Genomic DNA, 24,884 nt, shown 5'->3' on the forward strand with positions numbered 1-24,884 from the left:
TCATTTCTGCCTCTCGATGAAACTGCGGCCGATCAGCTGGCGGTGGATCTGGTTGGTTCCTTCCCAGATCTGCGTGATCTTGGCGTCGCGCATCAGCCGTTCCACGCGGTAGTCCTTGCAGTAGCCGTAGCCGCCGAGAAGCTGGACCGCCTCCGTGCTGATCCGCATGGCGAGGTCGGTGGCGCGCATCTTCAGCATCGACGCCTCGACGCCGAAATCCTGTTCCCCGTCGTCGATGCGGCGGCCCAACTGCCACAGCCACGCCTCGCACATGGCGAGGTCTGTCGCCATGTCGGCCAGCAGGAACTGGATGCCCTGGAACTCGATGATCCGCTTGCCGGACTGGCGGCGCTCATTGATGTAGGCGACGGAATCCTCGAAGGCGGCCCGCGCGATGCCCAGCGCATGCGCCGCGACGCTGGGCCGCGACTTGTTCAGCGAGGCCAGCAGGATGCGCAGGCCCTCGCCGGGCCGGCCCAGCAGGTTGGCGCGCGGCACCCGGACATTCTCGAACGAGAGCGCCGCCGTGCTCGACGCCCGGTGGCCCATCTTGTCCTCCTTGCGCAGCACGGTCAGGCCGGGCGCACCCTTCTCCAGGATCAGGACGGAGATCGACTTCTTCGGATCGTCGATCTCGCTCCACTTGCCGAAGACGAGATAGAGGTCGGCGACGTCGCCGTTGGTGATGAAGAGCTTGGCCCCGTTGACGACGATGTCGTCGCCGTCCGGCGTGAAGCGCGTCTTCATCCCGGTGGCGTCGGAGCCGGCGGCCTCCTCGGTGATGCAGAGCGCGCCCAGCGCGCCTTCGGCGAGGCGCGGCAGCAGGCGCTGCTTCTGCTCCTCCGTCCCGAAGTCGATCAGCGGCTTCATGCCGTGAAAGTTGGTCGCCCAGACGATGCCCGTGGAGGCGCAGGCCTTGCTGATTTCCCGCACGCAGGCAAGATAGGCGACGTAGGAAAGCTGGGCGCCGCCATAGGCCTCCGGCACGAACATGGCATTGAGGCCAAGCTCGTTGATGCCGTGGACGTTGTCCCACGGGAACTCGCCGGTGGCGTCATGGTGTTCGGCCTTCGGCGCGATCCGGTCGCGGGCCAGTGCCTGGACGCTTTCCAGCAGCATCGCCTCCTCGTCGGAGAGCGGGATGTGGGCGTCGAGCTTCTCGAAGACGTTCATTCCCTGGTCCTTCTTGTATCCCCTCTCCCCGGGGGGGGAGAGGGGGATTTAGGGCCGGTTGGTCAATGCGCGATGCCTTGGCCGCCGTCGAGGTAGATGGTCTCGCCGGTCAGGAAGGGAATGTTCTCCTCCAGCAGCATGGCGGCGAGCCTGGCGACGGCGTCGGCGCCGCTGGGGCCGCCGGCGGGGATGCGCTTTTGCAGGAAGGCGCTGAGCGGGCCTTCGGACAGCGCTTCGCGGTTCAGGTCGGTCAGGATGTAGCCCGGCGCCAGATTGACGACGCGGATGCCGGCCGGCGCCCATTCCACCGCCAGACAGCGCGAGATCGCCCCCACCGCCGCCTTCGACGCGCAGTAGGCGAGGTTCCGCTTCACTCCCATGCGGTCGAAGAAGGACCCCATGTTCAGGATCATGCCCCTGGTCTTGGCCAGATGCGGGTAGGCTTCGCGGGATGCCACGAACACGGCGGTGGCGTTGGTGGTCATCACCGCGTTGAAGTCGTCGGTGGAGAAGCTGTCGCTGCGTCCGTCCAGATGGATGCCGGCGTTGTTGACCAGCGCGGTCAGGCCGCCGCCGATGCCGGCGAGCTTGGCGAACACCTCGCGCAATGCCGCCTCGTCGGTCACGTCGCAGCGCAACGGCAGCAACCGCTCGGCAAGCCCGGCATCCCCGGCCGGCAGCTCCGGGATCGTGCCCTTGCGGGTCAGGCAGGCGACGGTGAAGCCGCGCCGGGCCAGCTCGACGGCGATGTCGGCGCCGATGCCGCGCCCGGCGCCGGTGACGGCGACGATCCCGTCCTTGATGGAACTGGGCTTGAGGGAGGTCTCGGTCATGTCAGCGATCCTGGAAGCTCGGCTTGCGCTTTTCGGCGAAGGCGGCCATGCCCTCGGCGGCGTCGGCGGTCTGGAAGGCGAGGGTGGATAGGTCGGCCTCGACCTTCAGCCCCTCGTGGATCGGCAGATCGATGGCCCGCTGCACGGCGGAGCGCGCGAAGGACAGGGCGAGCTTGCCGTAGACGGTGAATTCGCGGGCGAAGGCGGCGGCGCCGTCGATCAGCGGTTCGTCGATCAGCCGGTTGACCAGACCGATGCGCTCGGCCTCCTCGGCGCCGACGGTGCGGCCGGTCAGGATCATCTCCAGCGCGCGGGCCTCGCCGATCAGGCGCGGCAGCCGCTGCGTCCCGCCATAGCCGGGGATCAGCCCCAGCTTGATCTCCGGCAGGCCCAGCTTGGCGGTGCGCCCGGCGACACGGAAGCTGCAGGCCAGCGCCATCTCAAGCCCGCCGCCGAAGGCGAAGCCGTTGATCACCGCGACCGAGGGCATCGGCAGGGCGGCCAGCTTGGAAAAGACAGCCTGTCCGAACTCGGCGCCCTTCTTCTGGGCGTCGAGGCTGCGGCCCGTCAGCTCCTTGATGTCGGCCCCGGCGCAGAAGGATTTCGGACCGGCACCCGTCACCAGCAGGGCGCGGGCGTCGCCCCGCGCCACCTCGTCGAGCGCGGCGGCGATCTCGCCGAGGATCGCGAAGCTCAGCGCGTTGAGGGCTTCGGGACGGTCCAGCGTCAGGACCGCCAGCTCATCCAGGCGGGTCAGGATGACGGGCATCAGGTCGTTTCCCTTGAAAATGAGGGCGAGTGTGCGGCGGGCGCCGTCCAGCGCACCGGGGTCGGTTGCAGCTTGCCGCTCTTGACCCAGTCGATCAGGCCGCGCTTGAGGATCTTGCCGCTCGGCGTCATCGGAAAATCGGTGGTGATCGCCAGATATTCGGGCATGTCGTATTTCGACAGTCCGGCCTCGAACAGATGGGTCAGGATCGCCTTGGGGCTGGGCGGCGCGCCCTCCACCGACAGGATCAGGCAGACCTTCTCGCCCAGCCGGTCGTCGGCCACCGGGATGGCGGCGGCGATCAGCACGGCCGGGTGGGTCTTGGCCAGATCCTCGATGCGGGACGGGTGGATGTTGTGGCCGCCGCGGATGATGAGATCCTTCTTGCGGCCGACGATCTCCAGGTTGCCCTTGGCGTCGAAGCGGCCGAGATCGCCGCTCATGAACCAGCCCTGGCGGTTGAAGGAGCCTTCGGTGGCGCGCTGGTTGTCGAAATAGCCCAGCATCAGGCAGCCGCCGCGCCCGCCGATCTCGCCGATCTCGCCGGGGGCGGCCTCGACGTCCGGCGCGTCCTGCTTCCAGATCTTCACCTCGTAGGCGTTGCAGGCACGCCCGCAGGTGCCGACAATGGTGTCGACGTCGTCGTCGGGCCGGGTGTACTGGTGCGACCCGTTCTCCGTCATGCCGTAGATGTTCTGCGGCTTGATGCCGAGCGCCAGGAAGCTGCGCGCGGTTTCCTGCGGGATGGCGGATCCCGCCATGTAGAAGACCGAGACCGCGCCCAGGGCGCTCAGGTTGCGCCGCCGCATTTCCGACAGGATGTCGATGGCATGGGTGGGGACGCCCATGATGTAGGTGGCGCCGCTCTCCAGGATCCAGTCGAGCGGCTTCAGCCCGGCCGGCGGGTCGTTGACGACCAGTTCGCAGCCGGCGGCCAGCGCCTGCTCCAATGCCACCGTTCCGATGTGGTGGCTCATCGGGCTGAGGCTGAGCAGGATGGTGTCCGGCCCGTGCCCCCAGTCCTCCACCATCGCCCGGCCGTTGGCCAGCAGGCTGTTGTCGGAGTGCATGACCGCCTTCGGCATCCCGGTGGTGCCGGAGGTGAAGGCGAGGTAGACGATCTTGTCGGCGTTGCCCACCGGCTCGGCATGGACCGGCCGGCGCGGCTCCAGCGGCGGGAAGGGCAGGTCGGCGCCGCTCCAGCGGTCGCCGTAGGGCTCCAGCCGGTGGATGCGCTTCATGGAGGGCAGGTTGCGGGCGGCGGCGAAGACGTCGGCGGTCCGGCCGCCGGCGATCTGGGCATCGGCACCGTAGCCGGTCTGGCCGAAGAAGGCGGCGGCGTCGATCCGCTCCAGGAGGCCGGCGATCTCGGCGACCGTGTAGTTCTGGTGCAGCGACGGGTTGCAGACATAGCCGTTGCGCGAGCAGGCGAGGAAGACCACCACCGCCTCGACCCGGTTGGGCAGCCAGACCGACACGCGCTGGCCGCGGCGGATGCCCCCCTCGTCGAGGTCGTCGGCGACGCTGTCGACCCAGGACAGCAACTGCGCCCAGGTCAGGCGGCGGACGCCGTCGCGCAGCGCGAAGCGGTCCGGCCGCTCGGCCGCCCGGCGGGCGAGCAGGCCGTACAGCGTCTCGTCGCGCCAGATGCCGGCCGCCTTGTAGCCTGCCGCCAGCGCGGGGTCATGGAGCGTGAGGACGGTGTTCACGGAGGGGCCTCCCTTGCGTCTGGCGGTCAGTGGCCGAACTTGTCGGCGTCCGGCTTGCGCCGCTCGGCGAAGGAGGCGGCCAGCTCATGCGACTCGTCGGTTTCCAGGTAGCCGCGCAGCAGCAGGTCGTGGGCCATGCGCGACAGGCCGCTGACGCCGTTGTGGCGCGCGTTGAAGGCGGCCTTCAGCGAGGCCAGCGCTAAGGCGCCGCGGTCGGCGATCTCCAGCGCCATGGCGCGGGTGGCGGCCTTCAGCTCGGCGGCGGGGACGACCTCGTTGATCAGGCCGATCTCGGCGGCCTTGGCGGCGGTCATCTTCGGATTGCGGAACCAGATGTCCTTCGCCCGCTTCTTGCCGACCAGATCCTCCAGGTACCAGGTGCCGTAGCCGGCGTCGAAGCTGCCGACCATCGGGCCGACCTGCCGGAAGATTGCGGTGTCGGCGGCGATGGTCAGGTCGCAGACCATCTGCAGCACGTTGCCGCCGCCGACCGCGAAGCCGTTGACCGAGGCGATGACCGGCTTTTGCAGCTTCTCGATGCTCTCGTACATCTCCAGCGTCGGCAGCACGCCGGCGTAGAGCTGCGACTCCTCCATGCCGTCCTTGCGGCCCCCGGTGCAGAAGAACCTGTCGCCGGCTCCGGTGATGACCAGGACGCGGGTCCGCGTTTCGCGCCGCACCTCGTTGATGCAGTCGCGGATCTCGTGGCACATCGTGACATTGAACATGTTGCCGTCTTCGGGACGGTTCAGCGTCAGGGTGCCGACGGGGCCGTCCTCGGCGTAGAGAATGGTTTCGTAGGTCATTGCGTGTGTTTCCGTTTGTTCGTGCAGTCAGCGGTCAGATGATGCCGGCGGAGGAGAGGCTGGCGAGGTCGGTTTCGGCACAGCCGATCAGTTCGCCCAGAATGGCCCGCGTGTGTTCGCCGAGCCGGGGCGGCGGCAGGCGGGGGGCGGCCGGAGCACCGTCGACATGGATGCCGAGATTGACCTGCGGGCAGGAACCGCCCTCCGGGCCGTGGTGCAGGGCATAGAACAGGCCGCGGTCCAGCAGGTCCGGATCCGCCGCCACCTCGTCCAGGCGGTTGATCGGCCCGGCCGGCACCTTCACCTCGGCGAACAGTGCCAGCCATTCGGCGCGCGGACGCGCGTGCAGCAGCTCCTGGATGCCGGCGACGATCTCCGGCCGGGCCTCGCGGCGGTGGGCGTTGCTGGCGTAACGCGGTTCGCTGCCCCATTCCGGCCGACCGACCGCGGTGCAGAAGCGGCGCCAGATTCCGTCGTTGCCGAGGCCTACGGTCATCGGCAGGTCGGCGGTGTCGAACACCTGATAGACGGCGATGACGCTGTCGCGTCCGCCGGACCGCCGCGGCAGATCGCCGGATCCGAGATATGTCGCGATGCGCGGGGTCATGAAGCGGGTCATGCTTTCCACCAGCGACACGTCGATCTTGCGGCCGCGTCCGGTGCGCGCGCGCTCCAGCAGCGCGGCGCAGACCGCCAGCGCCGCATCCTGTCCGGCCAGCATGTCGGCCGCCGGAGTGCCGACCTTCTGCGGCGGCGAACCCGGTTCGCCGGTCAGGTCCATGACGCCGCTGTAGCCTTCGGCGATCAGGTCGTAGCAGGGCAGGTCGGCCCGGCGTCCCTTCAGGCCGAAGCCGGTGATCGAGGCGACGATCAGGTCCGGCTTCACCGCGGACAGCGTCTCATAGCTGATGCCCAGCTTGTCCTGGGTGCGCTGGACCATGTTGACGATCACGACATCGGCGTGCCGGGCGAGGTCGAGCAGGATCGCCAGCCCTTCCTGCCGGGTGTAGTCGAGCGTGAGGCTGCGCTTGTTGCGGTTGACGCTGAGGAACCACAGGGATTCACCGTTCAGGAAGGGCGGCCCCCAGGCGCGGGCATCGTCGCCGTGGCCCGGCCGTTCGACCTTGATCACATCGGCGCCAAAATCACCCAAGAGTTGTGATGCGTAGGGGCCGGCGATGGAGGTGGTCAGGTCCAGCACTCTGACGCCGGCCAGCATCCCGAACGGGGCGACGTCGGGCGCGTCAGGAAGAGTGTCCATCGGAAGCATGGTGTCTCGCTGTTCCGGCTTGTTGGTCAAGCGGATGGTAGCAACCTCCGTGCCAGCTTTCGGTATTCTGTTAATTCACTGTTTTAAATCGATAAAATTAGCAGAAGCATGATTCTTCAGATCTGCTATGGCATAAACAGTGTATTCACCAAACACACAGCGACACCAACAATATGTGTTCACAGGGGACAGTGGCTGTGCTTAGGTTGGGCCGAAGACACCGCCTCGCAGCGAAAGAACGAAGGCATTCCGATGAGCGAAACGCACGACCCGGCCCGGGCCGGACTGCTGGTCATCGACGACAACGGCAACTTCAGATTTCAGGACGGGCTTGGCGCCCGGGCCGATGTGCAGGAGCGGCTGAAGGGGCTGCGCGGCCAGCTGCGGACACGGCGGCTGTTCGGGGTCGAGCTGGATGGTGTGCGCTACACCGTGCTCGGCTGGCGCGGCGCCGACGCGACGCTCTTCCTCATTCATCGGGGCAAGCGCGAGGACACGCTGCTCGACTTCATCGGCAGCGTCGATTTCGCCTACAGCATCCTGAACCATCTGGTCAGCAGCCCCTACGAGGGCATGACGGTCGTCGACCACGAGGCGAAGGTCCGCTTCATCAGCCCGGTGCATGAGGGATTCTTCCGGCTCGGCACCGGCGAGGCGGCCGGCAAGCCGGTGACCGAGGTGATCGAGAACACCCGCCTGCACGAGATCCTGCGCACCGGCAAGGCCGAGATCGGCCGGGTCCAGGAGATGCGCGGGGTGACCCGCGTCGTCAGCCGCATCCCGATCGTCGAGGGCGGGGTGGTGGTCGGCGCCATCGGGCAGGTGATGTTCAAGGCGCCGGAGCAGCTCCAGCAGCTCAGCCTGGAGGTCAACCGCCTGCGCGACGAGATCGCGCAGTACAAGCGCGAGCTGACCGGCCTGCGCACCCGTTCAACCGGCATCGAGCAGATCATCGGCACCAGCGACGCCATCCGCCAGTTGAAGGCCGATATCGCCAAGGTGGCGCCGCTCGACGTGCCGGTGCTGCTGATCGGCGAGAGCGGCACCGGCAAGGAGCTGGTCGCCAACGCGATCCACAGCCTGAGCGCCCGCCATGGCCGGCCGATGGTGATGGTCAACTCGGCGGCGCTGCCCGCCAGCCTCGCCGAAAGCGAGCTGTTCGGCTACGAACCCGGCGCCTTCACCGGGGCCGAACGCAAGGGACGCAAGGGCAAGTTCGAATCCGCGCACAAGAGCACGCTGTTCCTCGACGAGGTCGGCGACATGCCGCTCGACCTCCAGGTGAAGCTGCTGCGCATCCTGCAGGACGGCGTGTTCGAACGGGTCGGCGGCGAACAGCAGCGCTTCTCCGATTTCCGGCTGGTGTCGGCGACCAACCGCGATCTGGGCCAGATGATCCAGAGCGAGAAATTCCGGCTGGATCTCTATTACCGCATCAGTCCGGTCACCCTGCGGCTGCCGCCCCTTCGCGAACGGCTGGAGGACATCCCGGCGATCGTCCAGGGCTTCCTTGCCGGACTGTCCAGCCGCAACCGCAACAACGTGCGCTTCGTCGACGACAAGGTGTACGGCTACCTGCAATCGCTGAAATGGCCGGGCAACGTGCGGCAGCTGCTGCACGAGGTCGAACGGGCGGCGATCTTCTCCGACGGAACGACGATCCGGGTCGAGGATTTCCGCCCGTCCGCCCTGCCGGGAATGCCCTCGGTCGCGATCCCTGCGCCGTCCGCGCCGCCCGAGTTGGCGGCAGCGCCCGGGGCAGCGCCCGGGCAGGCGGCCGACATGAGGTCCGCCGTCGGGACTGTCGAGGAATCGCTGATCCGCGATGCGTTGAAACGCAACGACGGCAACAAGAAGCGGGCGGCGGAGGAGTTGGGCATCTCGCGCTCCTACCTCTACAAGCGGCTGCGGGCGATCGAGGCGCAGGGCTGAGGGCCCTTGCGCCCGCCGCGCCGCCGCCGGGAATGCGGCTCCGTCGGTGTCCTTGCCGAAGACATTGTGTTTTCCGACAACACTGTTCGCCATGCTGACTGTGTGTTCCGCGGCGTCATTCCGCCCTTTTTGGCAATTGGCACGGGCTTTGCTGAACATGCTGGCGAACAGCCCGTCCGTCCGCCGCCCATACCGTTGCATGGGGTCCGATGCAGAAGACGGGCGAATCCCAATCAAAATTACAGTTCGGGAGGCCTGATGTCCAAGAACCACCTTATGCTCACCGCCGCCACCGCCGCAGCGATGGTCGCGACGACGTTCACCGGATCCGTCGCTGCCCGGGCACAGACCGGGGCGGTGTCCGACGATGCGGTGAAGATCGGCGTCATCGTCGACATGACCGGCGTCTATTCCGGCAACGGCGGCAAGGCGGTCATCGTCGCCTCGCAGATGGCGGTCGAGGATTTCGGCGGCAAAGTGCTGGACAAGCCGGTCGAGATCGTCTCCGCCGACTACCAGAACAAGGTCGACATCACCTCGTCCACCGTGCGGCGCTGGTTCGATCAGGACAAGGTGGACATGGTGCTGGAGTCCACCGATTCCGCCTCGGCCATCGCGATCCAGAAGCTGGGGGCGGAGCGCAAGCGGATCACCATCGCCGCCGGCTCGGCGTCCACCGCGCTCACCAACGCGGAATGCTCGCCCTACGGCATCCACTATGTCTACGACACCTATGCGCTGGCGACCGGCACCGGTCGCGCCGTGGTGGAAGAGGGCGGCAAGAGCTGGTACTTCCTCACCGCCGATTACGCCTTCGGCCACTCGCTGGAAAAGAACACGACCGACGTGGTGAAGGCGATGGGGGGCACCGTGGTCGGTGGCGTCCGCCATCCGCTGAACAGCGCCGATTTCGCCTCCTACCTGCTCCAGGCACAGTCTTCGGGAGCCCAGGTGGTCGCGCTGGCCAATGCCGGCACGGATTTCAGCAACTCGCTGAAGCAGGCTCAGGAATTCGGCCTGACCAACAGCGGCCAGTCGATCGCCGCGATGCTGGTGTTCCTCAGCGACCTGAAGGCGTTGGGACCGGACGTTGCCAAGGGCGTCAAGTTCACCACCGGCTTCTACTGGGACTACAACGACGAAACGCGCGCCTTCTCCGAGCGTTTCTTCAAGCGGTTCGGAACCATGCCGACCGACATCCAGGCCGGCGCCTATTCGGCTGTGACGACCTACCTGAACGCCATCAAGGCGGTCGGCACCGATGACGCGACCAAGGTGCGCGAGCATCTGCGGACGGTGACGATCAACGACTTCTTCGCCAAGGACGGCAAGATCCGCGACGACGGCCGCATGGTGCACGAGATGTATCTGGCCGAGGCCAAGGCCCCGGCGGAGGTCAAGTCGCCGTGGGATCTCGCCAAGGTGCTGCGCCCCATCCCCGGCGATGCCGCCTACCAGCCGCTGGAGCGCAGCACCTGCCCGCTGGTCAAGAAGTCCTGACGACCGTAGTCGGGAGCGGGCGATGACCGACGACATCATCCTGGAAGCGCGCAACCTGACGAAGGAGTTCAAGGGCTTCGTGGCGGTCAAGGAGGTGAACCTGCAGGTGAAGCGGGGCACCATCCATGCGCTGATCGGCCCGAACGGCGCCGGCAAGAGCACGGTGTTCAACCTGCTCACCAAGTTCCTGACGCCCACCCGCGGCCAGATCCTCTACAAGGGCCGCGACATCACCCGCACCAAGCCGGCCGACATCGCGCTGATGGGCTTGGTGCGGTCCTTCCAGATCTCGGCCGTCTTCCCGCATCTCAGCGTGCTGGAGAATGTCCGCGTCGCGCTCCAGCGCCCGCTCGGCACCAGCTTCCATTTCTGGAAGTCGGAGTCGTCGCTCTACGACCTGCACGATCGCGCGCTGGAGCTGATCGAGGCGGTCAACCTCTCCCCCTGGGCCGGGCACACCGCTGCCGAGCTGCCCTATGGCCGCAAGCGGGCTCTCGAGATCGCCACCACCCTGGCGCTCGACCCCGAGGTGATGCTGCTCGACGAGCCGCTGGCCGGCATGGGCCATGAGGACATCGAGGGCACCGCGGCCCTGATCAAGCGCGTCGCCGCCGACCGCACCGTGCTGATGGTCGAGCACAACCTGTCTGTCGTCGCCCATCTCTCCGACACCATCACCGTGCTCCGCCGCGGCGAGATCCTCGCCGAGGGGCCCTACGAGGTGGTGTCGAAGAACCCGCAGGTGATGGAAGCGTATATGGGGACCGGACATGCCTGAGGGGATGAACACCAAGACCGCCCGAGTGGGAACGGCCATGCTGGAGATTTCCGACCTGCACGGCTTCTACGGCGAGAGCCATGTGCTGCACGGCGTCAGCCTGGAGGTGCGGCAGGGCGAGGTGGTGACGCTGCTTGGCCGCAACGGCGCCGGCAAGACCTCGACCATGCGCGCCGTCATGGGCATCATGGCCAAGCGCACCGGCTCGATCCGCTTCCAGGGCCAGGAGCTGATCGGCATGGCCCAGCACAAAATCCCGCGGCTCGGCATCAGCTACGTGCCGGAGGAGCGCGGCATCTTCTCCTCGCTCAGCGTTGACGAGAACCTGACGCTGCCGCCGGTGGTGAAGGAGGGCGGCATGACCGTCGCCCAGATTTACGAGCTGTTCCCCAACCTGAAGGGGCGCGGTTCGACCCAGGGCACGCGGCTGTCGGGCGGCGAGCAGCAGATGCTGGCGATCGCCCGCATCCTGCGCACCGGTGCCAGCCTGATCCTGCTGGACGAGCCGACCGAAGGGCTGGCTCCCGTCATCATCGAGCAGATCGGCGTGGCGGTGCGGGCGCTCAAGGCCCGCGGCTTCACCATCGTCCTGGTCGAACAGAATTTCCGCTTCGCCGCCACCATCGCCGACCGCCATTACGTCATGGAGGAAGGGCATGTGGTGGACATGATCCCCAACGACCGGCTCCACGCCAACATGGACAAGCTCCACACCTATCTCGGCGTGTGAGCGGGAGACGAGAGACCCACCATGTCCCATCTGCTCGGCATTCCGCCGCAGGCCCTGTTCGGCCAGTTGCTGCTCGGCCTGATCAACGGCTCCTTCTATGCGCTGCTCAGCCTCGGGCTGGCGGTGATCTTCGGCATGCTCAACGTCGTCAACATGGCGCATGGCGCCTTGTACATGGTCGGCGCCTTTGTGGCGTGGCTGCTGCTGAGCCATGCCGGCATCGGCTATTGGGGGGCGCTGGTGCTGGCGCCCCTGGTGGTCGGCGCCGTCGGGCTGATGCTGGAACGCACGATGCTGCGCCGGCTCTACAAGGTCGACCATCTCTATGGGCTGCTGCTGACCTTCGGGCTGGCGCTGATCTTCGAGGGCGCCTTCCGCCACCAGTATGGCGTGTCGGGCCAGCCCTATCCGATCCCGGACCTGCTGAAGGGCGGCACCAACCTGGGCTTCATGTATCTGCCGACATATCGCGGCTGGGTGGTGGCGGCCTCGCTGCTGGTGTGCCTGGGCACCTGGTTCGCCATCGAGCGGACCAGGCTGGGGGCGTATCTGCGCGCGGCGACGGAGAACCCGACGCTGGTGCAGGCCTTCGGCATCAATGTGCCGGTGATGGTGTCGCTGACCTACGGCTTCGGGGTGGCGCTGGCCGGTCTGGCCGGGGTGCTGGCGGCGCCGATCTACCAGGTGTCGCCGCTGATGGGCTCCAACATCATCATCGTGGTGTTCGCGGTGGTGGTGATCGGCGGCATGGGCTCGATCCTCGGCGCCATCGTGACCGGGCTGGGGCTGGGGCTGCTGGAGGGGCTGACCAAGGTGGTCTACCCGGAGGCCTCCAACATCGTGGTGTTCGTGATCATGGCCGTGGTGCTGATGGTGAAGCCGGCCGGCCTGTTCGGACGGGAGAGATAAGCGATGAGCATGCAAACCCAGGCGCTGCCGCGGACGGGGATGGAGGCGGGGGCGCGCAAGGCGTTGCTGCTGGGGGGCAGTCTGCTGCTGGCGGTGCTGGCACCGTTCCTGCTGTATCCGGTGTTCCTGATGAAGGTGCTGTGCTTCGCGCTGTTCGCCTGCGCCTTCAACCTGCTGATCGGCTTCGCCGGCCTGTTGAGCTTCGGCCATGCCGCCTTCTTCGGATCGGCGGCCTACATCGCCGCCCACACGGTGAAGGAATGGGGCTGGTCGCCGGAGGCGGGCCTGCTCGCCGCCACCGCCGTCGCCGGGCTGATGGGGCTGGTCTTCGGGCTGATCGCGATCCGGCGGCAGGGCATCTACTTCGCCATGATCACGCTGGCCTTGAGCCAGATGGTGTTCTTCCTGGCGCTGCAGCTTCCCTTCACCCATGGCGAGGACGGCATCCAGGGCGTGCCGCGCGGCACGCTGTTCGGGCTGTTCGACCTCGGCCAGCCGCTGACGATGTACTACACCGTGCTGGCGATCTTCCTCGGCGGCTTCGCGCTGGTGTGGCGCACGGTGCATTCGCCGTTCGGCCAGGTGCTGAAGGCGATCCGCGAGAACGAGCCGCGGGCGGTGTCGCTGGGCTACCGCACCGACCGCTACAAGCTGGTGGCCTTCGTGCTGTCGGCAAGCTTGGCGGGGCTGGCCGGCGGGACCAAGGCGCTGGTGTTCCAACTGGCCTCGCTGACCGACGTGACGTGGCAGATGTCGGGCGAGGTGGTGCTGATGACGCTGCTGGGCGGCATGGGCACGCTGCTTGGCCCGGTGGTGGGGGCGGCGCTGGTCGTGACGCTGGAAAGCTACCTCGCCGCCACCAGCCTGCCGGTGCCGGTGGTCATCGGCTGCATCTTCGTCGGCTGCGTCCTGCTGTTCCGCCGCGGAATCGTCGGGGAGATCCTGCATCGGCTGGCGGGCCGAGCCAGATGACCGCTTCCTGTCTGCCGGCCTCCTGTCCGCTGGCGCGCAAGCGCGTGGTGCTGATGCGGCACGGCGAGGTGCGCTATTTCGAGGCCGACGGCCGTCCGGTCGATCCCCGCACCGTGGCGCTGACCGAAGACGGCCGGCGGCAGGCGGCGGCAGCGGCGGCGATGCTCGCCGATTACCGTTTCGACCGCGCCCTCTGTTCCTCGGCACCGCGGACGCGGGAGACGGCGGCCTTCATCCTGGCGCAGACTGCCGTCGCAACCGACATGCTCCATGAATTGCGGGAGATCCGCGGCGGGCGTCTGGCGGAGGTGGCCGTGGCCGACATCGACCGGGTGATCGGCCGCGCCTTCGACCACGCGCACGAGGATACGGGCTTCATCGGCGGCGAACGGTTCGCCGACTTCGAAGCCCGCGTGCTCGGCGCCTTCCGCATCTGGCTGACGGCCCGGCCGGGGGACGAGACGCTGTTCGCCGTGCTGCATGAGGGGGTGAACCGGTTGCTGCTGAGCTGGGCCCTGACCGGCGGCCGTGCCGCGATGGCCGGGCTGGAGCAGGATCCGGGCTGCGTCAATGTCGTCGATTTCGACGTCGCCGACGGCATCATCCAACGCAGCCTCGTCCGGACGGTCAACGTCACGCCGGCCGAACCGTCCAAACGCAGCCGCTCCGCGACCGGGATGGAGGAGCTGTGCGCCGTCTACCGCCGCTACCGGGAGCGGGCGCAGGACTGACCGGCGGCTTTCCCAGCGACCGGAACCGGCGGCCCGGTCCCGCGGCGCCTGCTTCACCATCGCTCTCGCCCGGCCGGCCAAAACCGAACGGGCCGACTTGTAAGGCCGGGGAGGCGGGCCCAGCTGTGGAGGACCCGTGCCCGCGCCCGCTTGGCGGGCCAAAAAGGACTGAGCGCTCTTCATGACCGACCTGCATCGACGGTTCCCCGGCTGGGGGCGCCCCACGAGGACCGGGAAGACGCGGGCGCAGATACCGTGCTGACCGCATTGCCGGATTTCGCCACCCTGGGTGCCGCTCTCGCCGCCTACATCGAAGCGCATGCGGAGTGGGCGGAGGCCATCATCTTCCTGATGGCGTTCGCGGAAGGATTGACGCTCGTCGGGCTTCTTATCCCGGGTGTCGTCATGCTGACCGCGACCGGCGCGCTGGTGGCCGCCGGCATTCTCGATTTCTGGTCCGTCTATCTGGCGATCGTGGGCGGCGCCGTTCTGGGGGATGCCGCGTCCTATTGGCTGGGCCGCCGCTATGGCGAGCGCATTTTCCGGCTGTGGCCGTTCAGCAGGCAGCCCGAGCTGCGCCGCCGTGGCGAAGCCTTCTTCCACCGGCATGGCAGCAAGAGCGTGTTCCTGGCGCGCTTCGTCGGCCCGCTGCGCGCCGTGGTGCCGACGACGGCCGGCATGATGGCGATGCCCCACCGGAAATTCCAGACCTTCAATGTCCTGTCGGCCGTGATCTGGGCTCCGTTGCTGATGTCGCCGGGGCATCTCGCCTGGACCGGCTACGACGTGAGCGGACTGGGCGGCCGTGCCGGTCCGGCCGCTGCCGACGGCGGTACGGGGCAAGGCGCGGCGAAGACTTGCGTCCCCGCTCCGCCCGTCGACGGCATGCCGGGAAATGCGGGCTGCTAGGCAGAGTGTCCGAGCCCGTCCACAGGTGGGCGGGGAGTTCGGATCCTCTGCTTGGAGTGCGATGCCTTCCATCGGAAACCCCCTGCCTCCCTGACGCCGTGCATGCCCCATCGCCCACCGGACGACATCGGCTGCCGGATCGAATGGTGATTGGCAGGAGGCATCCCTGCGCGTAGAGAAAACGCGGAACGGATCAACTCAGGCTGACCGTCGGGAAGAGGGAGCATCCGGCATGTCGGAAAGCGGAGAGGACGGAGCGATGCCGGTGGCACGCCGCGTCCGGGTCATGCTGGTCGAAGACGACGCCCCCATCCCGGAGCGGCGGGCTACATCCTGAAGGATTCCCGCTCGGCGGATCTGGTCGGCTCGGTCCTGGATCTGGTCGCCGGCCTCTCGCCGATCTCCACATCCATCGCCCGGACCATCGTCCGCCGGATCCAGGGCAAGCCTGCCGCCAGCGATCCAGCCATACCCGTGCCGTCCCTGACCGGGCGTGAGACCGATATCCTCTGGGGCATCGCCAAGGGGCTCACCTATGCCGACATCGCGGACAGGCTGGGCATCTCGCGCAACACCGTCCTGACCCACATCAAGAACATCTACCGCAAGCTGGAGGTCAACTCCCGCGGCGAGGCGGTGTTCACCGCGATCAACCAGAAAATCATCAATCTCGGCCCTTGAGGCGGGGGCGGAGCCAGGGCCGTGACCGAACTCCCGCAGGACGCAGACGCAGACACGGCATCCCGGCCGGGCCACCGGATCATGGTACGGTCTCCTCCTTCTCTGTCTTCTGCTGCCTCTGGCCTTCGGCTGGTTCGTCTTCCGGAACGTCACACCGCCGGCCGATGCCGGAACCCTGTACATCCAGGACGTCCGCCTCGACGGCGGCGGCGGTTCCGGGCGCGATGTGCAGGGACCGGCGGCGGTTAAGGCCGCGGACGGGGCGACTCTGCCCTACCGCTGTCCGCCGGTTCGGGGCATGGAGCAGTGCAGGGCCTCCTTCCGGCTTTCCCTTCACCGGCAGGAGAAGGAAGGCCGGCTGGTCTCGCTCTATATCCCGGCCTACCAGGGCCGTGTCACCGTGTCCTTGAACGGCGTCTTCCTGGCGACCAGCGATTGGGAGCAGTCGGAAACCGACAGCTGGTCGACCTCCCCGCTGCTGGTTCCGCTGCCCGATCCGCTTCTCCAGCCGGGTACGAACGACTTGCGGATCCTGCTGACCTCGAGCGGCGCGAAGTTCGGCTTTCTCGGCCGTGTCGCAGTCGGGCCGGATGTCCTGCTCCGTGCCGATTACGACCGCCGAACCTTCCTGTTCTCCACGCTGCCCCGGCTGATCGACGGATGGGAGATCGCCATGGGGGTGGGGATGCTGATCATGTGGATCGCCCGCCCGCGGGAGAGGATCTTCCTGCTGGTCGGCGCGATGCTGCTGTCGCAGGCGCTCACCTCCCTGCCGGCGATCCTCGGCGACGTGCTTGGCGAGAGGATCCTGCTTCTCGCCAACCATGCCCGGTTCGTCAGCACCAGCCTGATCCTGCCGCTGGCCTGCCTGTTCGTCGGCCGCCGGCCGCCGGTCCCCATCCGGGTGTTCCTGCTGCTGCCAGCCGCCGTCGCGGCCAGCCTGACGACGTTGCCGCTGGAGATCCACCAGTGGCTGCTGTTCGGGATCTTCACGCCGATCGGCGTTCTGAACGTGCTGGCCGCCGCCCTGGTCCTGTCCTGGGCGGCGTTCAAGGATCGTAACGGCGAGGCGTTGCCGCTGCTCGGCGCCTTTCTCCTGACCCTGATCCTGGCCACCCACGATCTGATGAACCTGCTGAGCGGTGTCAACGACGTCGGCATCCCGCTCAGCCGGTTCGCCGCGCCCTTGCTGCTGACCACCTTCAGCGCCGTGTTCATGTGGCGCTTCGCCGTCACCATGAACATGCTGGACCGCTTCAACAGCCGGCTGAAGCGGGAGGTCGCCGCCACCGAGGAGGCGCTGCTGCGCAGCTTCGAGCGCGAGCGGATCCCGGCCCGGGCCGCCACCCTGGAGGCCGAGCGCGTGCGCCTGATGAGCGACCTGCACGACGGCATCGCCGGACAGCTGGTCTCCACCCTGGCGCTGTGCGAGCTGCGCGAGGTCGGGCCGGCGGAGGTGGCCGGGACGGTCGGTGCCGCGCTGGCCGATCTCCGGCTGATCGTCGCCTCGCTCGACGATTACGGCGAGGATCTGGGCGTCATGCTCGCCCTGTTCCGCGAGCGGATCGAGCAGCAGGTTGCGGCCCACGGGGTGGAGCTGGTCTGGCGGACCGGCACCCTGCCGGACTTGAAGGGGCTGCATCCCGGGGCGGCCCTTGCCATCTTCCGCATCCTTCAGGAAGCGGCCACCAACGCCCTGCGCCACAGCGGGTCGGCGGAATTGCGCTTCGAGGCCGCTCCCTCGCCCGTGGCCGGCCGGGGTGTCCGCCAGCGCCTCGGCGACCGCGGGCGCGGCGGCGCCGCCGACCGCCCCGGCAGCCACGGCATGGGGAACATGCGGCGGCGGGCGGACGGGCTCGGCGCCACCCTGACCATCCTGTCCGATGCCTCCGGGACGACGGTCACGCTCGATCTTCCCGCCCGGCTTCCCCCGGCGGCGCCGTCCCCGACCGCGTTCCTGGCCGAGGTGCGCTGACCCCGCCGGACGAGGGGGGGCACACACTCTTGGGATGTTCGACCACGAACGGCACCACTATCGTTGGGTGAAATATCCCAACGAGAGTAACGACATGTCTTTCAACCATCGCATTCGTTTCGCTCGGCCATCGAACCCGGCACCGCTCCGGCCCCTGGCGGTCTGCCCCTGCCGGTCTTCGCGCCGGCCATCGGTCGGGGGCCTGCGATGAAGCCCGACGCTTTTTCCAAGACCAGCCGGCATCCGCCGCAATTCCGCATGGGGTTGTGCACAGCATCCACCTGAATTTCATTTCTTGGATTGGAGTTTCTGCATTATGCCTTTGGTTGCGAATGGCTCAGAGATTGCCGTAAACACGACCACCACCAACACTCAGCGTGAAGTCACCGTCACGGCGGTGGACGGCTATGGATATTTCCTCGCCTGGACGGACAACAGCGGTAGTTCCTTCGACAGCAGTGGCTCGGGAATTCGAGGACAATTCGTCGGGCTCGATGGGGCGACGGGCGCGGACTTCTTTGTCAACGCCACCACAAATCTGGATCAGTCGAAACCGAGCGTCGACACTCTGAAAGCCGTAACGGGCGACCCGAACGGGATGATGATCGTGTGGGTGGACGCCAACGGTGAGCAAGGCGATACACAGGGCACCGGAATCCGCGGTGCACGCCGGGGGCCCGACGGCAGGTTCATGGACGACGACTTCGCCATCAACGGGTCCTTTGCCGGTGATCAGAGCGCTCCAAGCGTTGCGGGATTGTACCCCGATCCGAACGGCACGGATGACGGGGGCTTCGTGGTCGTCTGGGTGACCACGGACTAGGCCTCGGGCGATGGCGCGGGCACCGCGGTCAAGGCGCGGCTCTTCAACGCCAACGGAGTTGCGATCGGCGACGAGTTCCTCGTCAACAGCCCCGCCGGCGACGATGTCTTGAACAGCGCGAATCCCGACGGCGACGATCAGTCCGCGCCGACGGTCACGGCCCTGAAGAATGGCAACTTCGTCGTCGCATGGCAGGATTCGAGAGGCTCGGTGACGGGCAGCGGCGACGATACATGGGACAATGGCGTGCGGGCGAAGGTTTATGATCGCTCCGGCAACGAGGTGAGAGGCGACTTCAGCGTCAACACATCGGCGTTCGGCCGCCAGACCGCTCCCAAGATCGCAGCCTTGAGTGGCGGCGGGTTTGTCATCATCTGGCAGTCCGAGGACGCGGGCGCGGACGGCTCCGACGCCGCCGTGATGGCGCAGATCTACAACGAAGACGGATACCCGGAGGGGGACAATTTCGTCGTCAACACCACAGCCGATCTGGGTCAATTCGAACCCAGCGTCGCCGCATTGGGCGACGGAGGCTTCGTCGTCACCTGGACGGACGCCAGCGAAGGCGGCGACCCGAACATTCTGTACGAGATCAGGGGCCAAGTCTTCAGCGCCGACGGCACCAAGGTCGGCGGTGAGTTCGTCGCCAACCCCACGGCCGCCGGCTAGCAATCCGTCCCCGCCGTCGCCGCGACGAGCGACGGCTGAGTCATCGTCGCCTGGATAGATGTGACCGGCGGCAATTCGGTCGTCGACATCAAAGCGCAGGTCTTCTCCCTCATAGAACCGAGCTGCTATCTGGCGGGCAGCCTGGTGTACACCGATCGCGGCGATGTGCCGGTGGAACGGCTGCACATCGGCGACTGTGTTCTGACGGCCAGCGGTGCCTACCGTCCGATCCGCTGGGTCGGCAGGACCACCATTCCCGCCCGCCTGATCAACACGCCGGAAGCGGAACAGGCCTGCCTGCCGGTGATCGTGCGCAGGGATGCGGTGCAAAAGAACGTGCCTTCGCGCGATCTCTACATCGCAAGATGGCATGCCATCGCCGCGAACGGCGTCACGATGCCGATCGGTGCCTTTGTCAACGGGCTCAGCATCGTGCAGGACGACAGGGTTCGCGATCTGGCCTACCACAATGTCGAACTCGAGACCGTGGATGTGATCTTCGTCAACCACCTGCCGGTGTTGAGCCTGTGGCCGCGCGTCAGCCCGCGGTTCCGTTTCGACAATTGCGACGATTATTTCGCCCGCTATCCCGACGGTGCGGCCCATGATCGTGCGCTGACGTCTCCGGTTCCCGATTGCACCGAGGATGATTTGTGGACGGCTGCGATCCTCCTCCACCGCAGGGCGAAGGCCGGGAACCCGGCCCCGGCGAAGCGCAGGGTTCCCGCCATGCGCAAGCAGGCACGCCCTGCCGCCGGACCGGCCGCCTTCACGCCGAAGCCCAGCCCGACCTTTGCTGACGGCCGGCGTTCCGGCCGGCGCCACGACGGTCGATATCGGCTGGACGGCGTTCCAGGAGATGATGCGTGGCGCCGACGGGAAAAGCGGCGACCGTCAGGGCCTGCCGGCCGACCGTGCCGACGGTGCCCCGGTCGCCGTTCGTTGATCGCCGTATTTGCCGGGGAGCCTCCGTCACTTCGTGCCGGCGGCCGGCTCGCCGAGTTGCAGCCTGGTCCGGAACACCTGCTTGTCGAAATCGTCGATCAGCACGTCCAGGCGCAGCTCCCAGCGGCCGGCCAGCGGCAGTTCCATGTCGTCGCTGCCGAAGAAGCCGGGGCCGAGGCTCGACAGGGGCCGTCGCAGCGGGGCGATGCCGGCGGTTGGCAGCTCCCATTCCGCCGTCGCCTCGCGGGCGGCCAACTGCTTGCCGTCCTCGTCCTGGAGGTGGAGCCGGATGCGGTTCCGCCCCGGCCTCGCCGGATCGACATCGATGATGGCCATATGGCCGTTCCGGACCGTGACGATGGAAAATCCCGGCGGCGGCCTTTCCACCCCGCCGCTCCGTGCGCGCGGCGGGGGGGTCAGGGCGAACGAGGCGCTCAACAGCAGGATCGTGCCGGCCACCGCCATCTCCAGGGCGATGCTCCGTCGCAGCGCCCGGACCGGGCCGGTGCCGCCGCGGTCGAGCGCAGGGGTCAGCGACTGCCGGTTCCATGCCGCCAGCCCGAGCAGCAGCAGGACCGCCAGCATCTTGCCCGACCACAGCCAGCCATAGCCGGTCGACAGGATCGCCTCCAAGATCGCGCTGCCTGAAACCGCACCGGCCGGGCGGAGCTGGAGCACGGACAGGATGGCGCCGGCCCCGGCCAGCACCGCCACCGCGCCGACGGCGAGGCGGGAGAAGCGGCGGGTCAGCCGTGCCGCCTCGGCCGCAGGCTCCAGGCGCAGGGCGACGGCCAGCGGCCACAGCGCCCCGACCCAGAAGGCGGCCATCAGCCCATGCAGCGCGACCAGGGGGGCGGCCAGCCAGCGCGGCGGGGCGGTGGCGGCATGGCCGGTGGCCGCCAGCGACAGGGCGCCCAGCAGCGCCCCCGCTGCCAGGAGCAGCCAGCCGGCTTTCGACCGGCCCCAACCCGCCAGCCCGCCAGCCGTGCAGAGCAGGGCCAGCGCGGCGATGCCGATGCTGAGGCCGACGCTGCTTCCGGCGCCGGTGCTCCAGGCCGACGCCGTCGCGAGCGCGGCGAGGGGCTGGCCGGTCAGGACCGCGCCGGTCACCCCGACCAGCAGCAGCCCCGACAGCCCGGCCGCCAGCAGCATCGCCCCCAGGGCCGGCGTCACCCGGTCGCTGAGCGCGCTCGACCGCCCGCCGACCAGAAGCAGGAACAGGCCGCCGCCGGTCCCGGCCAGCAGGGCGGCGTAATGCAGGGCGCGCAGCAGCACCCCGGCCAGCGCGGCGGTGCGGGCCGGGTCGTCGGGCTCCGGCGTTGCGGCCGGCGGCGGCGGTGTCATGCCGATGCCGAAGGTGAAGGAGCCGGCGACGGGATGGCCGTCGGCGGAGGTCATGCGGTAGCTGGCGACATAGAGGCCCTGCGGCAGCCCCGGCGGCAGGGCGAGACGGACGGTATCGTTCTCCGCCACGGTGCCCGCGGGATCGGCCATGTCGCGTCCCTGCTGGTCGAGCAGCTGGAAGCGGATCGGGGAGACGGGCTCGTTGAAGCTCAGCCGCAGCTCGGCCGGCGGGGCGTCGAGGGTGGCGCCGTCGGCCGGGACCGACTCCATCAGGACGGCATGGGCCCAACCGGTCCGCGGGATCGCCGCCATGCCCGCCAGGGCGAGCAGCAGGACCACCCGGAAGAGCGCCCGGAAAGGCGTGCAGGCGGGCGCTGGCAAGCCGGGCGGACGATGAAGGTTGGAATGCATTGGGATGCCTCGCGTTGGCGGCAGCCATGGCCGCGGGCCGGCATGCCGGAAGCCCTCAGGGCCGCCGGCATGCCGCCCGCCCGTCCGGCGGGAGGCCGTCAGTGCGGCGCGGGTTCGGTCAGCTTGAGGACCGGCGCCGGTTCGCGATAATCGCCCGGCGACTTGCCGGCCTCCGGGATCTCGATCCAGCGATGGACGCCCTTCTCGCACTCCTGCACCACCGGGAAATGGATCGTGGTGCCGGCGGGCCGCTTGGGCAGCACGACCTGGAAGACGAACTCGTCATACCAGGCATCGGGCAGGCTGCCGCCGGTCCAGGCGATTTCGGTGACGCCCCGGGTGATGCTGCGCCCATGCGATTCATAGGGCTGGGCGTAGGGGCCTTCCTTGGTCGACAGGCTCCAGCCCGGCTTCGGCATCGGCTTGGCCAGCACTGCCCCGTCGGGCAGGCGGACGCGGATCGCGGTGGTCGGCGAGCTGTCGCAGCCGTGGCCGACCTTCAGGACGGCCTTGTAATAGCTGCCGGCCGGCGCCTCGCGGGTCTCCAGGACGACATGGGCGGCGGCGGTGCCGGCGGCGAGCGCAAGGCAAAGGGTCCCGGCGCCGAGCGCCAGGGAGAGGATGCGGGTCATTGGAACGCTCCTGAATGGATCTGCGGACCGGACGGGGGCCGGTCGGGGCGGGTGGTGCCGGGATCACACCGGCGGAGCGCGGGGTTTGACGCAGGTCAGGAAATGGTCGGCCGGACGCATGCCGGGGCTGGCCGGCGGGGAAGCCACCAAGGCGAAGACCGGCGGCGGCGGCGGGGCGGCGGCAGTGGGCACCAGCCCATGGGTGGCGAGCGCGAGGCAGAAGGCGCAGAGACCGTCATGGTCCATGGCCTGGCCGCCGGGATGCTCCCCGGGATGCCCCTGGCCGGGACCGCAATGCCCGGCCGCGGTCGCCGCGGTCAGGAAGCCGGCCGGCAGTCCCGCGCGCGCCCGCGCCGCCATGGCGAAATCGGGAACCGCCACCTGGACCAGCAGCGCCAGCACCGCAAGCCAGCCCGCCAGCGCATGGCGCAGCCGGGCGCGGCCGCCCGGGAGGCCGCCCGGAGGCGGATCGCGCATGTCTCTGGATGTCCGGCGCCGGGCCATGAGGGGCGAAGCCACCTGATACGGAAGGACCGATGCCATCGACCACGGGCGGCACCGGGCGGTCAAGCCATTCCACGGGGCTCCGGACGATTCGTCCGATCCGCCGCCGACAGCCCCATTTCATCCGCCATCGATTTCAGGATACTCTATTCCCTCAGGTTATAATGCGAGATCTACATGAATCTGCGTCAGGTCGAGGCGTTCCACGCAGTCATGACCAACGGCACCGCGTCGCGCGCCGCCGAGGTGCTGCGCATTTCCCAGCCGGCCGTCAGCAAGGCGATCCAGGAGCTGGAGCGCGAGATCGGCTTTGCGCTGTTCCACCGCGCCAAGGGCCGCCTGATCGCGACGGAGGAGGGGCGGCTGTTCTTCCAGGAAGTGTCCGATTCCTTCGCCGGCCTGATCCATCTGCGCGCCGCCGCCGCCCGCATCCGCGATTTCGGATCGGGCGAAATCCGGGTGGCCTGCCAGTCGGCGATCAGCACCACGGTCCTGCCCAAGGCGTTGCGGGCCTTCCAACTGCGTCACCCAGACGTGTCGATCACCGTCCAGGCGCGCATGTCGTCGGTGGTCAAGGATCTGATCGCATCCGGCCAGTTCGACGTCGGGCTGGCGGCGGACGAGATCGACGTGACCGGGGTCGATGCGACGCTGTTCATGCAGCAGCGGCTGGTGATCGCCGTTCCCGCCGGTCATCCGCTGGCGTCGCGCCCGGTGCTGCACCCGGCCGACCTGCACGGGCTGCCCTTCATCGCGCTGGCGCCGGAGGACACCGCCCGCCGCCGGCTGGACGGCGTGCTGGCGGTCCACGGCGTGATGCCGAAGATCGTGCTGGAGACGCCCTATTCGACCACGGTCTGCGCCATGGTCCAGGCCGGCATCGGCTGCGGGCTGGTCAGCCCGCTGACCACCGAGCCCTATCTCGGCCGGGGCCTCGTCGCCCGCGCCTTCGAGCCGGTGATCCGCTCGCGCACCCTGCTGCTTCTGCCGCCGAACCGCCGGCCGTCGCGCATCGTCGCCGACTGCATCGCGGAACTGATGGCCTTCTCCAGCGTCGGCGCGGGTGATCCCGGCGGCCCCGATCATTGACCTGCTCAGGCCATCAGCATCTTCACCCCGGACGCCACCAGGATCGCCGAAAGCAGATAGCGCAACGCCACGACCGGGAGATGCCGGCTGCCCAGCCATGCGCCGAACAGCCCGCCGGCGCCGGCGGCCATCAGCCATACCGGCAGCGCCGGGGGCAGTGCCGGCACCGTCGCCCAGGTGCCCAGCAGGGCCGATGCCGAGTTCAGAAGGTTGAAGGCGGCCGACACCGCGGCTGTCCGCCGGGTTTCGACCCAGCCCATCAGCAGGATCAGGGGGGCGAGGAATATGCCGCCTCCCGTTCCGGTCATGCCGGAAAGGAAGCCGATGCCGGCACCCGCTGCCAGTGCCGCCCAGAAGGGCGGGTGGTCCGGCGCCGCCGGTACGGCCCGCCTGCGGCCGGCGACCCAGGTGGAGCGCGTCAGTTCCAGCCCTGCCAGCAGAAGGCAGGCGCCGACCACCGGGTAATAGGCCGCCGCTGGAAGATGCACCAAGCCGCCGGCGAAGGAGAAAGGCATGCCCAGAACGCCGAATGGGTACACGTTTCGCCAGTGAAGCAGCCCCGCCCGCGCGAACCGGGCCGTGCCGATCGCCGCGACCAACAGGTTCAAGGTCAGGGCGGCCGGCTTCATCACCGCCGGGTCGAGGCCGACCATGCCCATGACCGCAAGGTAGCCGGACGCCCCGGCCTGGCCGACGGCGGCGTACAGCGCCGCGACGACCAGGATCAACCCTGACAATTCGACCGTCTCTTCCAACAGCTGCCTCCCGGTTCTCCGGACACTTATCCGGG

24 protein-coding genes and 1 pseudogene are annotated in these 24,884 nt (G+C 68.3%); 15 read left to right on the forward strand and 10 right to left on the reverse strand.

Features of this window, described 5'->3' with window-relative positions:
* From AL072_RS16335 to AL072_RS16360, 6 genes are all read right to left on the reverse strand, one after another.
* Positions 1-1,173 (reverse strand): acyl-CoA dehydrogenase family protein, encoded by a 1,173-nt coding sequence (locus AL072_RS16335; RefSeq protein ID WP_045583163.1) that lies wholly within the window; start codon positions 1,171-1,173, stop codon positions 1-3.
* A 62-nt stretch (positions 1,174-1,235) separates the two neighbouring features.
* Positions 1,236-2,006 (reverse strand): SDR family NAD(P)-dependent oxidoreductase, encoded by a 771-nt coding sequence (locus AL072_RS16340; RefSeq protein WP_200909869.1) that lies wholly within the window; start codon positions 2,004-2,006, stop codon positions 1,236-1,238.
* Between the two features lies 1 nt (position 2,007).
* The gene (locus tag AL072_RS16345; RefSeq protein ID WP_045583162.1) at positions 2,008-2,775 is read right to left on the reverse strand and encodes an enoyl-CoA hydratase/isomerase family protein; all 768 of its coding nucleotides are present in this window, start codon (positions 2,773-2,775) and stop codon (positions 2,008-2,010) included.
* The gene (locus AL072_RS16350; protein WP_045583161.1) at positions 2,775-4,484 is read right to left on the reverse strand and encodes a class I adenylate-forming enzyme family protein; all 1,710 of its coding nucleotides are present in this window, start codon (positions 4,482-4,484) and stop codon (positions 2,775-2,777) included. The genes AL072_RS16345 and AL072_RS16350 overlap by 1 nt, the downstream gene beginning before the upstream one ends.
* A 26-nt stretch (positions 4,485-4,510) precedes the next feature.
* Complete coding sequence (locus AL072_RS16355; protein ID WP_045583160.1) at positions 4,511-5,290, reverse strand: enoyl-CoA hydratase-related protein; 780 nt, start codon at positions 5,288-5,290, stop codon at positions 4,511-4,513.
* Between the two features lie 34 nt (positions 5,291-5,324).
* Positions 5,325-6,551: a CaiB/BaiF CoA transferase family protein gene (locus AL072_RS16360; protein ID WP_245636890.1), complete on the reverse strand. Its 1,227-nt coding sequence runs from the start codon at positions 6,549-6,551 to the stop codon at positions 5,325-5,327.
* A gap of 261 nt (positions 6,552-6,812) precedes the next feature.
* Between AL072_RS16360 and AL072_RS16365 the strand changes: the two genes are divergently transcribed.
* From AL072_RS16365 to AL072_RS34940, 14 genes and pseudogenes are all read left to right on the forward strand, one after another.
* On the forward strand, positions 6,813-8,492 hold the full coding sequence (locus tag AL072_RS16365) for a sigma-54 interaction domain-containing protein (protein ID WP_045583158.1): 1,680 nt from the start codon (positions 6,813-6,815) through the stop codon (positions 8,490-8,492).
* Between the two features lie 258 nt (positions 8,493-8,750).
* On the forward strand, positions 8,751-9,992 hold the full coding sequence (locus tag AL072_RS16370) for an ABC transporter substrate-binding protein (RefSeq protein WP_063840358.1): 1,242 nt from the start codon (positions 8,751-8,753) through the stop codon (positions 9,990-9,992).
* A gap of 22 nt (positions 9,993-10,014) precedes the next feature.
* Positions 10,015-10,770 carry an ABC transporter ATP-binding protein gene (locus tag AL072_RS16375; RefSeq protein WP_045583157.1) on the forward strand — a complete coding sequence of 252 codons (756 nt, stop codon included), beginning with the start codon at positions 10,015-10,017 and terminating at the stop codon, positions 10,768-10,770.
* The gene (locus tag AL072_RS16380; RefSeq protein ID WP_045583156.1) at positions 10,763-11,500 is read left to right on the forward strand and encodes an ABC transporter ATP-binding protein; all 738 of its coding nucleotides are present in this window, start codon (positions 10,763-10,765) and stop codon (positions 11,498-11,500) included. The genes AL072_RS16375 and AL072_RS16380 overlap by 8 nt, the downstream gene beginning before the upstream one ends.
* A gap of 21 nt (positions 11,501-11,521) precedes the next feature.
* Positions 11,522-12,409, forward strand: a complete 888-nt coding sequence (locus tag AL072_RS16385) for a branched-chain amino acid ABC transporter permease (RefSeq protein ID WP_045583155.1) — start codon at positions 11,522-11,524, stop codon at positions 12,407-12,409.
* 39 nt (positions 12,410-12,448) lie between these two features.
* Entirely contained in the window at positions 12,449-13,381 is a 933-nt protein-coding gene (locus AL072_RS16390; protein WP_425388605.1) for a branched-chain amino acid ABC transporter permease, read from the forward strand.
* Positions 13,378-14,112: a histidine phosphatase family protein gene (locus tag AL072_RS16395; protein ID WP_045583153.1), complete on the forward strand. Its 735-nt coding sequence runs from the start codon at positions 13,378-13,380 to the stop codon at positions 14,110-14,112. The genes AL072_RS16390 and AL072_RS16395 overlap by 4 nt, the downstream gene beginning before the upstream one ends.
* 255 nt (positions 14,113-14,367) lie before the next feature.
* A complete protein-coding gene (locus AL072_RS16400; protein ID WP_052710121.1) occupies positions 14,368-15,021 on the forward strand; it encodes a DedA family protein in 654 nt (217 codons plus the stop codon).
* A 474-nt stretch (positions 15,022-15,495) separates the two neighbouring features.
* The gene (locus AL072_RS35645) at positions 15,496-15,702 is read left to right on the forward strand and encodes a response regulator transcription factor (protein ID WP_052710120.1); all 207 of its coding nucleotides are present in this window, start codon (positions 15,496-15,498) and stop codon (positions 15,700-15,702) included.
* A gap of 298 nt (positions 15,703-16,000) precedes the next feature.
* Positions 16,001-17,677 (forward strand): sensor histidine kinase, encoded by a 1,677-nt coding sequence (locus AL072_RS16410; RefSeq protein WP_045583152.1) that lies wholly within the window; start codon positions 16,001-16,003, stop codon positions 17,675-17,677.
* A gap of 316 nt (positions 17,678-17,993) precedes the next feature.
* Entirely contained in the window at positions 17,994-18,500 is a 507-nt protein-coding gene (locus AL072_RS16415; protein WP_045583151.1) for a hypothetical protein, read from the forward strand.
* A gap of 108 nt (positions 18,501-18,608) precedes the next feature.
* Complete coding sequence (locus tag AL072_RS16420) at positions 18,609-19,169, forward strand: hypothetical protein (RefSeq protein WP_045583150.1); 561 nt, start codon at positions 18,609-18,611, stop codon at positions 19,167-19,169.
* A 171-nt stretch (positions 19,170-19,340) separates the two neighbouring features.
* Positions 19,341-19,643, forward strand: a pseudogene (locus tag AL072_RS36290) (Hint domain-containing protein); the annotation flags it as partial.
* Positions 19,644-19,962: 319 nt separating this feature from the next.
* Positions 19,963-20,115: a hypothetical protein gene (locus AL072_RS34940; protein WP_158511075.1), complete on the forward strand. Its 153-nt coding sequence runs from the start codon at positions 19,963-19,965 to the stop codon at positions 20,113-20,115.
* A 26-nt stretch (positions 20,116-20,141) separates the two neighbouring features.
* On the opposite strand, the gene AL072_RS16425 is transcribed toward AL072_RS34940, so the two are convergent.
* From AL072_RS16425 to AL072_RS16435, 3 genes are all read right to left on the reverse strand, one after another.
* Positions 20,142-21,869 carry a copper resistance CopC/CopD family protein gene (locus AL072_RS16425; protein WP_060721724.1) on the reverse strand — a complete coding sequence of 576 codons (1,728 nt, stop codon included), beginning with the start codon at positions 21,867-21,869 and terminating at the stop codon, positions 20,142-20,144.
* 98 nt (positions 21,870-21,967) lie between these two features.
* Positions 21,968-22,501 (reverse strand): YcnI family copper-binding membrane protein, encoded by a 534-nt coding sequence (locus AL072_RS16430; protein WP_045583149.1) that lies wholly within the window; start codon positions 22,499-22,501, stop codon positions 21,968-21,970.
* A 63-nt stretch (positions 22,502-22,564) separates the two neighbouring features.
* Positions 22,565-22,978 (reverse strand): DUF2946 family protein, encoded by a 414-nt coding sequence (locus tag AL072_RS16435; protein ID WP_045583148.1) that lies wholly within the window; start codon positions 22,976-22,978, stop codon positions 22,565-22,567.
* Positions 22,979-23,182: 204 nt separating this feature from the next.
* Here AL072_RS16435 and AL072_RS16440 point away from each other — a divergent pair, with 204 nt between their 5' ends.
* Entirely contained in the window at positions 23,183-24,094 is a 912-nt protein-coding gene (locus AL072_RS16440) for a LysR substrate-binding domain-containing protein (protein WP_045583147.1), read from the forward strand.
* Positions 24,095-24,099: 5 nt separating this feature from the next.
* Here the strand turns inward: AL072_RS16440 and AL072_RS16445 are convergent, their stop codons facing one another.
* A complete protein-coding gene (locus tag AL072_RS16445) occupies positions 24,100-24,849 on the reverse strand; it encodes a sulfite exporter TauE/SafE family protein (protein WP_045583146.1) in 750 nt (249 codons plus the stop codon).
* Positions 24,850-24,884: the final 35 nt, after the last annotated feature.

This window comes from Azospirillum thiophilum (genome assembly GCF_001305595.1).
Lineage (GTDB): Bacteria > Pseudomonadota > Alphaproteobacteria > Azospirillales > Azospirillaceae > Azospirillum > Azospirillum thiophilum.

Excerpts from the sequence above, each read along its gene's own strand:
- AL072_RS16390 (WP_425388605.1), top strand. The coding sequence starts at position 12,449 with ATGGAGGCGGGGGCGCGCAAGGCGTTGCTGCTGGGGGGCAGTCTGCTG.
- AL072_RS16430 (WP_045583149.1), bottom strand. The coding sequence starts at position 22,501 with ATGACCCGCATCCTCTCCCTGGCGCTCGGCGCCGGGACCCTTTGCCTT.
- AL072_RS16335 (WP_045583163.1), bottom strand. The coding sequence starts at position 1,173 with ATGAACGTCTTCGAGAAGCTCGACGCCCACATCCCGCTCTCCGACGAG.
- AL072_RS16375 (WP_045583157.1), top strand. The coding sequence starts at position 10,015 with ATGACCGACGACATCATCCTGGAAGCGCGCAACCTGACGAAGGAGTTC.
- AL072_RS16365 (WP_045583158.1), top strand. The coding sequence starts at position 6,813 with ATGAGCGAAACGCACGACCCGGCCCGGGCCGGACTGCTGGTCATCGAC.
- AL072_RS16345 (WP_045583162.1), bottom strand. The coding sequence starts at position 2,775 with ATGCCCGTCATCCTGACCCGCCTGGATGAGCTGGCGGTCCTGACGCTG.
- AL072_RS16340 (WP_200909869.1), bottom strand. The coding sequence starts at position 2,006 with ATGACCGAGACCTCCCTCAAGCCCAGTTCCATCAAGGACGGGATCGTC.
- AL072_RS16395 (WP_045583153.1), top strand. The coding sequence starts at position 13,378 with ATGACCGCTTCCTGTCTGCCGGCCTCCTGTCCGCTGGCGCGCAAGCGC.
- AL072_RS16435 (WP_045583148.1), bottom strand. The coding sequence starts at position 22,978 with ATGCGCGATCCGCCTCCGGGCGGCCTCCCGGGCGGCCGCGCCCGGCTG.
- AL072_RS16410 (WP_045583152.1), top strand. The coding sequence starts at position 16,001 with ATGGAGCAGTGCAGGGCCTCCTTCCGGCTTTCCCTTCACCGGCAGGAG.
- AL072_RS16440 (WP_045583147.1), top strand. The coding sequence starts at position 23,183 with ATGAATCTGCGTCAGGTCGAGGCGTTCCACGCAGTCATGACCAACGGC.
- AL072_RS16415 (WP_045583151.1), top strand. The coding sequence starts at position 17,994 with ATGCCTTTGGTTGCGAATGGCTCAGAGATTGCCGTAAACACGACCACC.
- AL072_RS16380 (WP_045583156.1), top strand. The coding sequence starts at position 10,763 with ATGCCTGAGGGGATGAACACCAAGACCGCCCGAGTGGGAACGGCCATG.
- AL072_RS16425 (WP_060721724.1), bottom strand. The coding sequence starts at position 21,869 with ATGCATTCCAACCTTCATCGTCCGCCCGGCTTGCCAGCGCCCGCCTGC.
- AL072_RS16360 (WP_245636890.1), bottom strand. The coding sequence starts at position 6,551 with ATGGACACTCTTCCTGACGCGCCCGACGTCGCCCCGTTCGGGATGCTG.
- AL072_RS16355 (WP_045583160.1), bottom strand. The coding sequence starts at position 5,290 with ATGACCTACGAAACCATTCTCTACGCCGAGGACGGCCCCGTCGGCACC.
- AL072_RS16370 (WP_063840358.1), top strand. The coding sequence starts at position 8,751 with ATGTCCAAGAACCACCTTATGCTCACCGCCGCCACCGCCGCAGCGATG.
- AL072_RS16385 (WP_045583155.1), top strand. The coding sequence starts at position 11,522 with ATGTCCCATCTGCTCGGCATTCCGCCGCAGGCCCTGTTCGGCCAGTTG.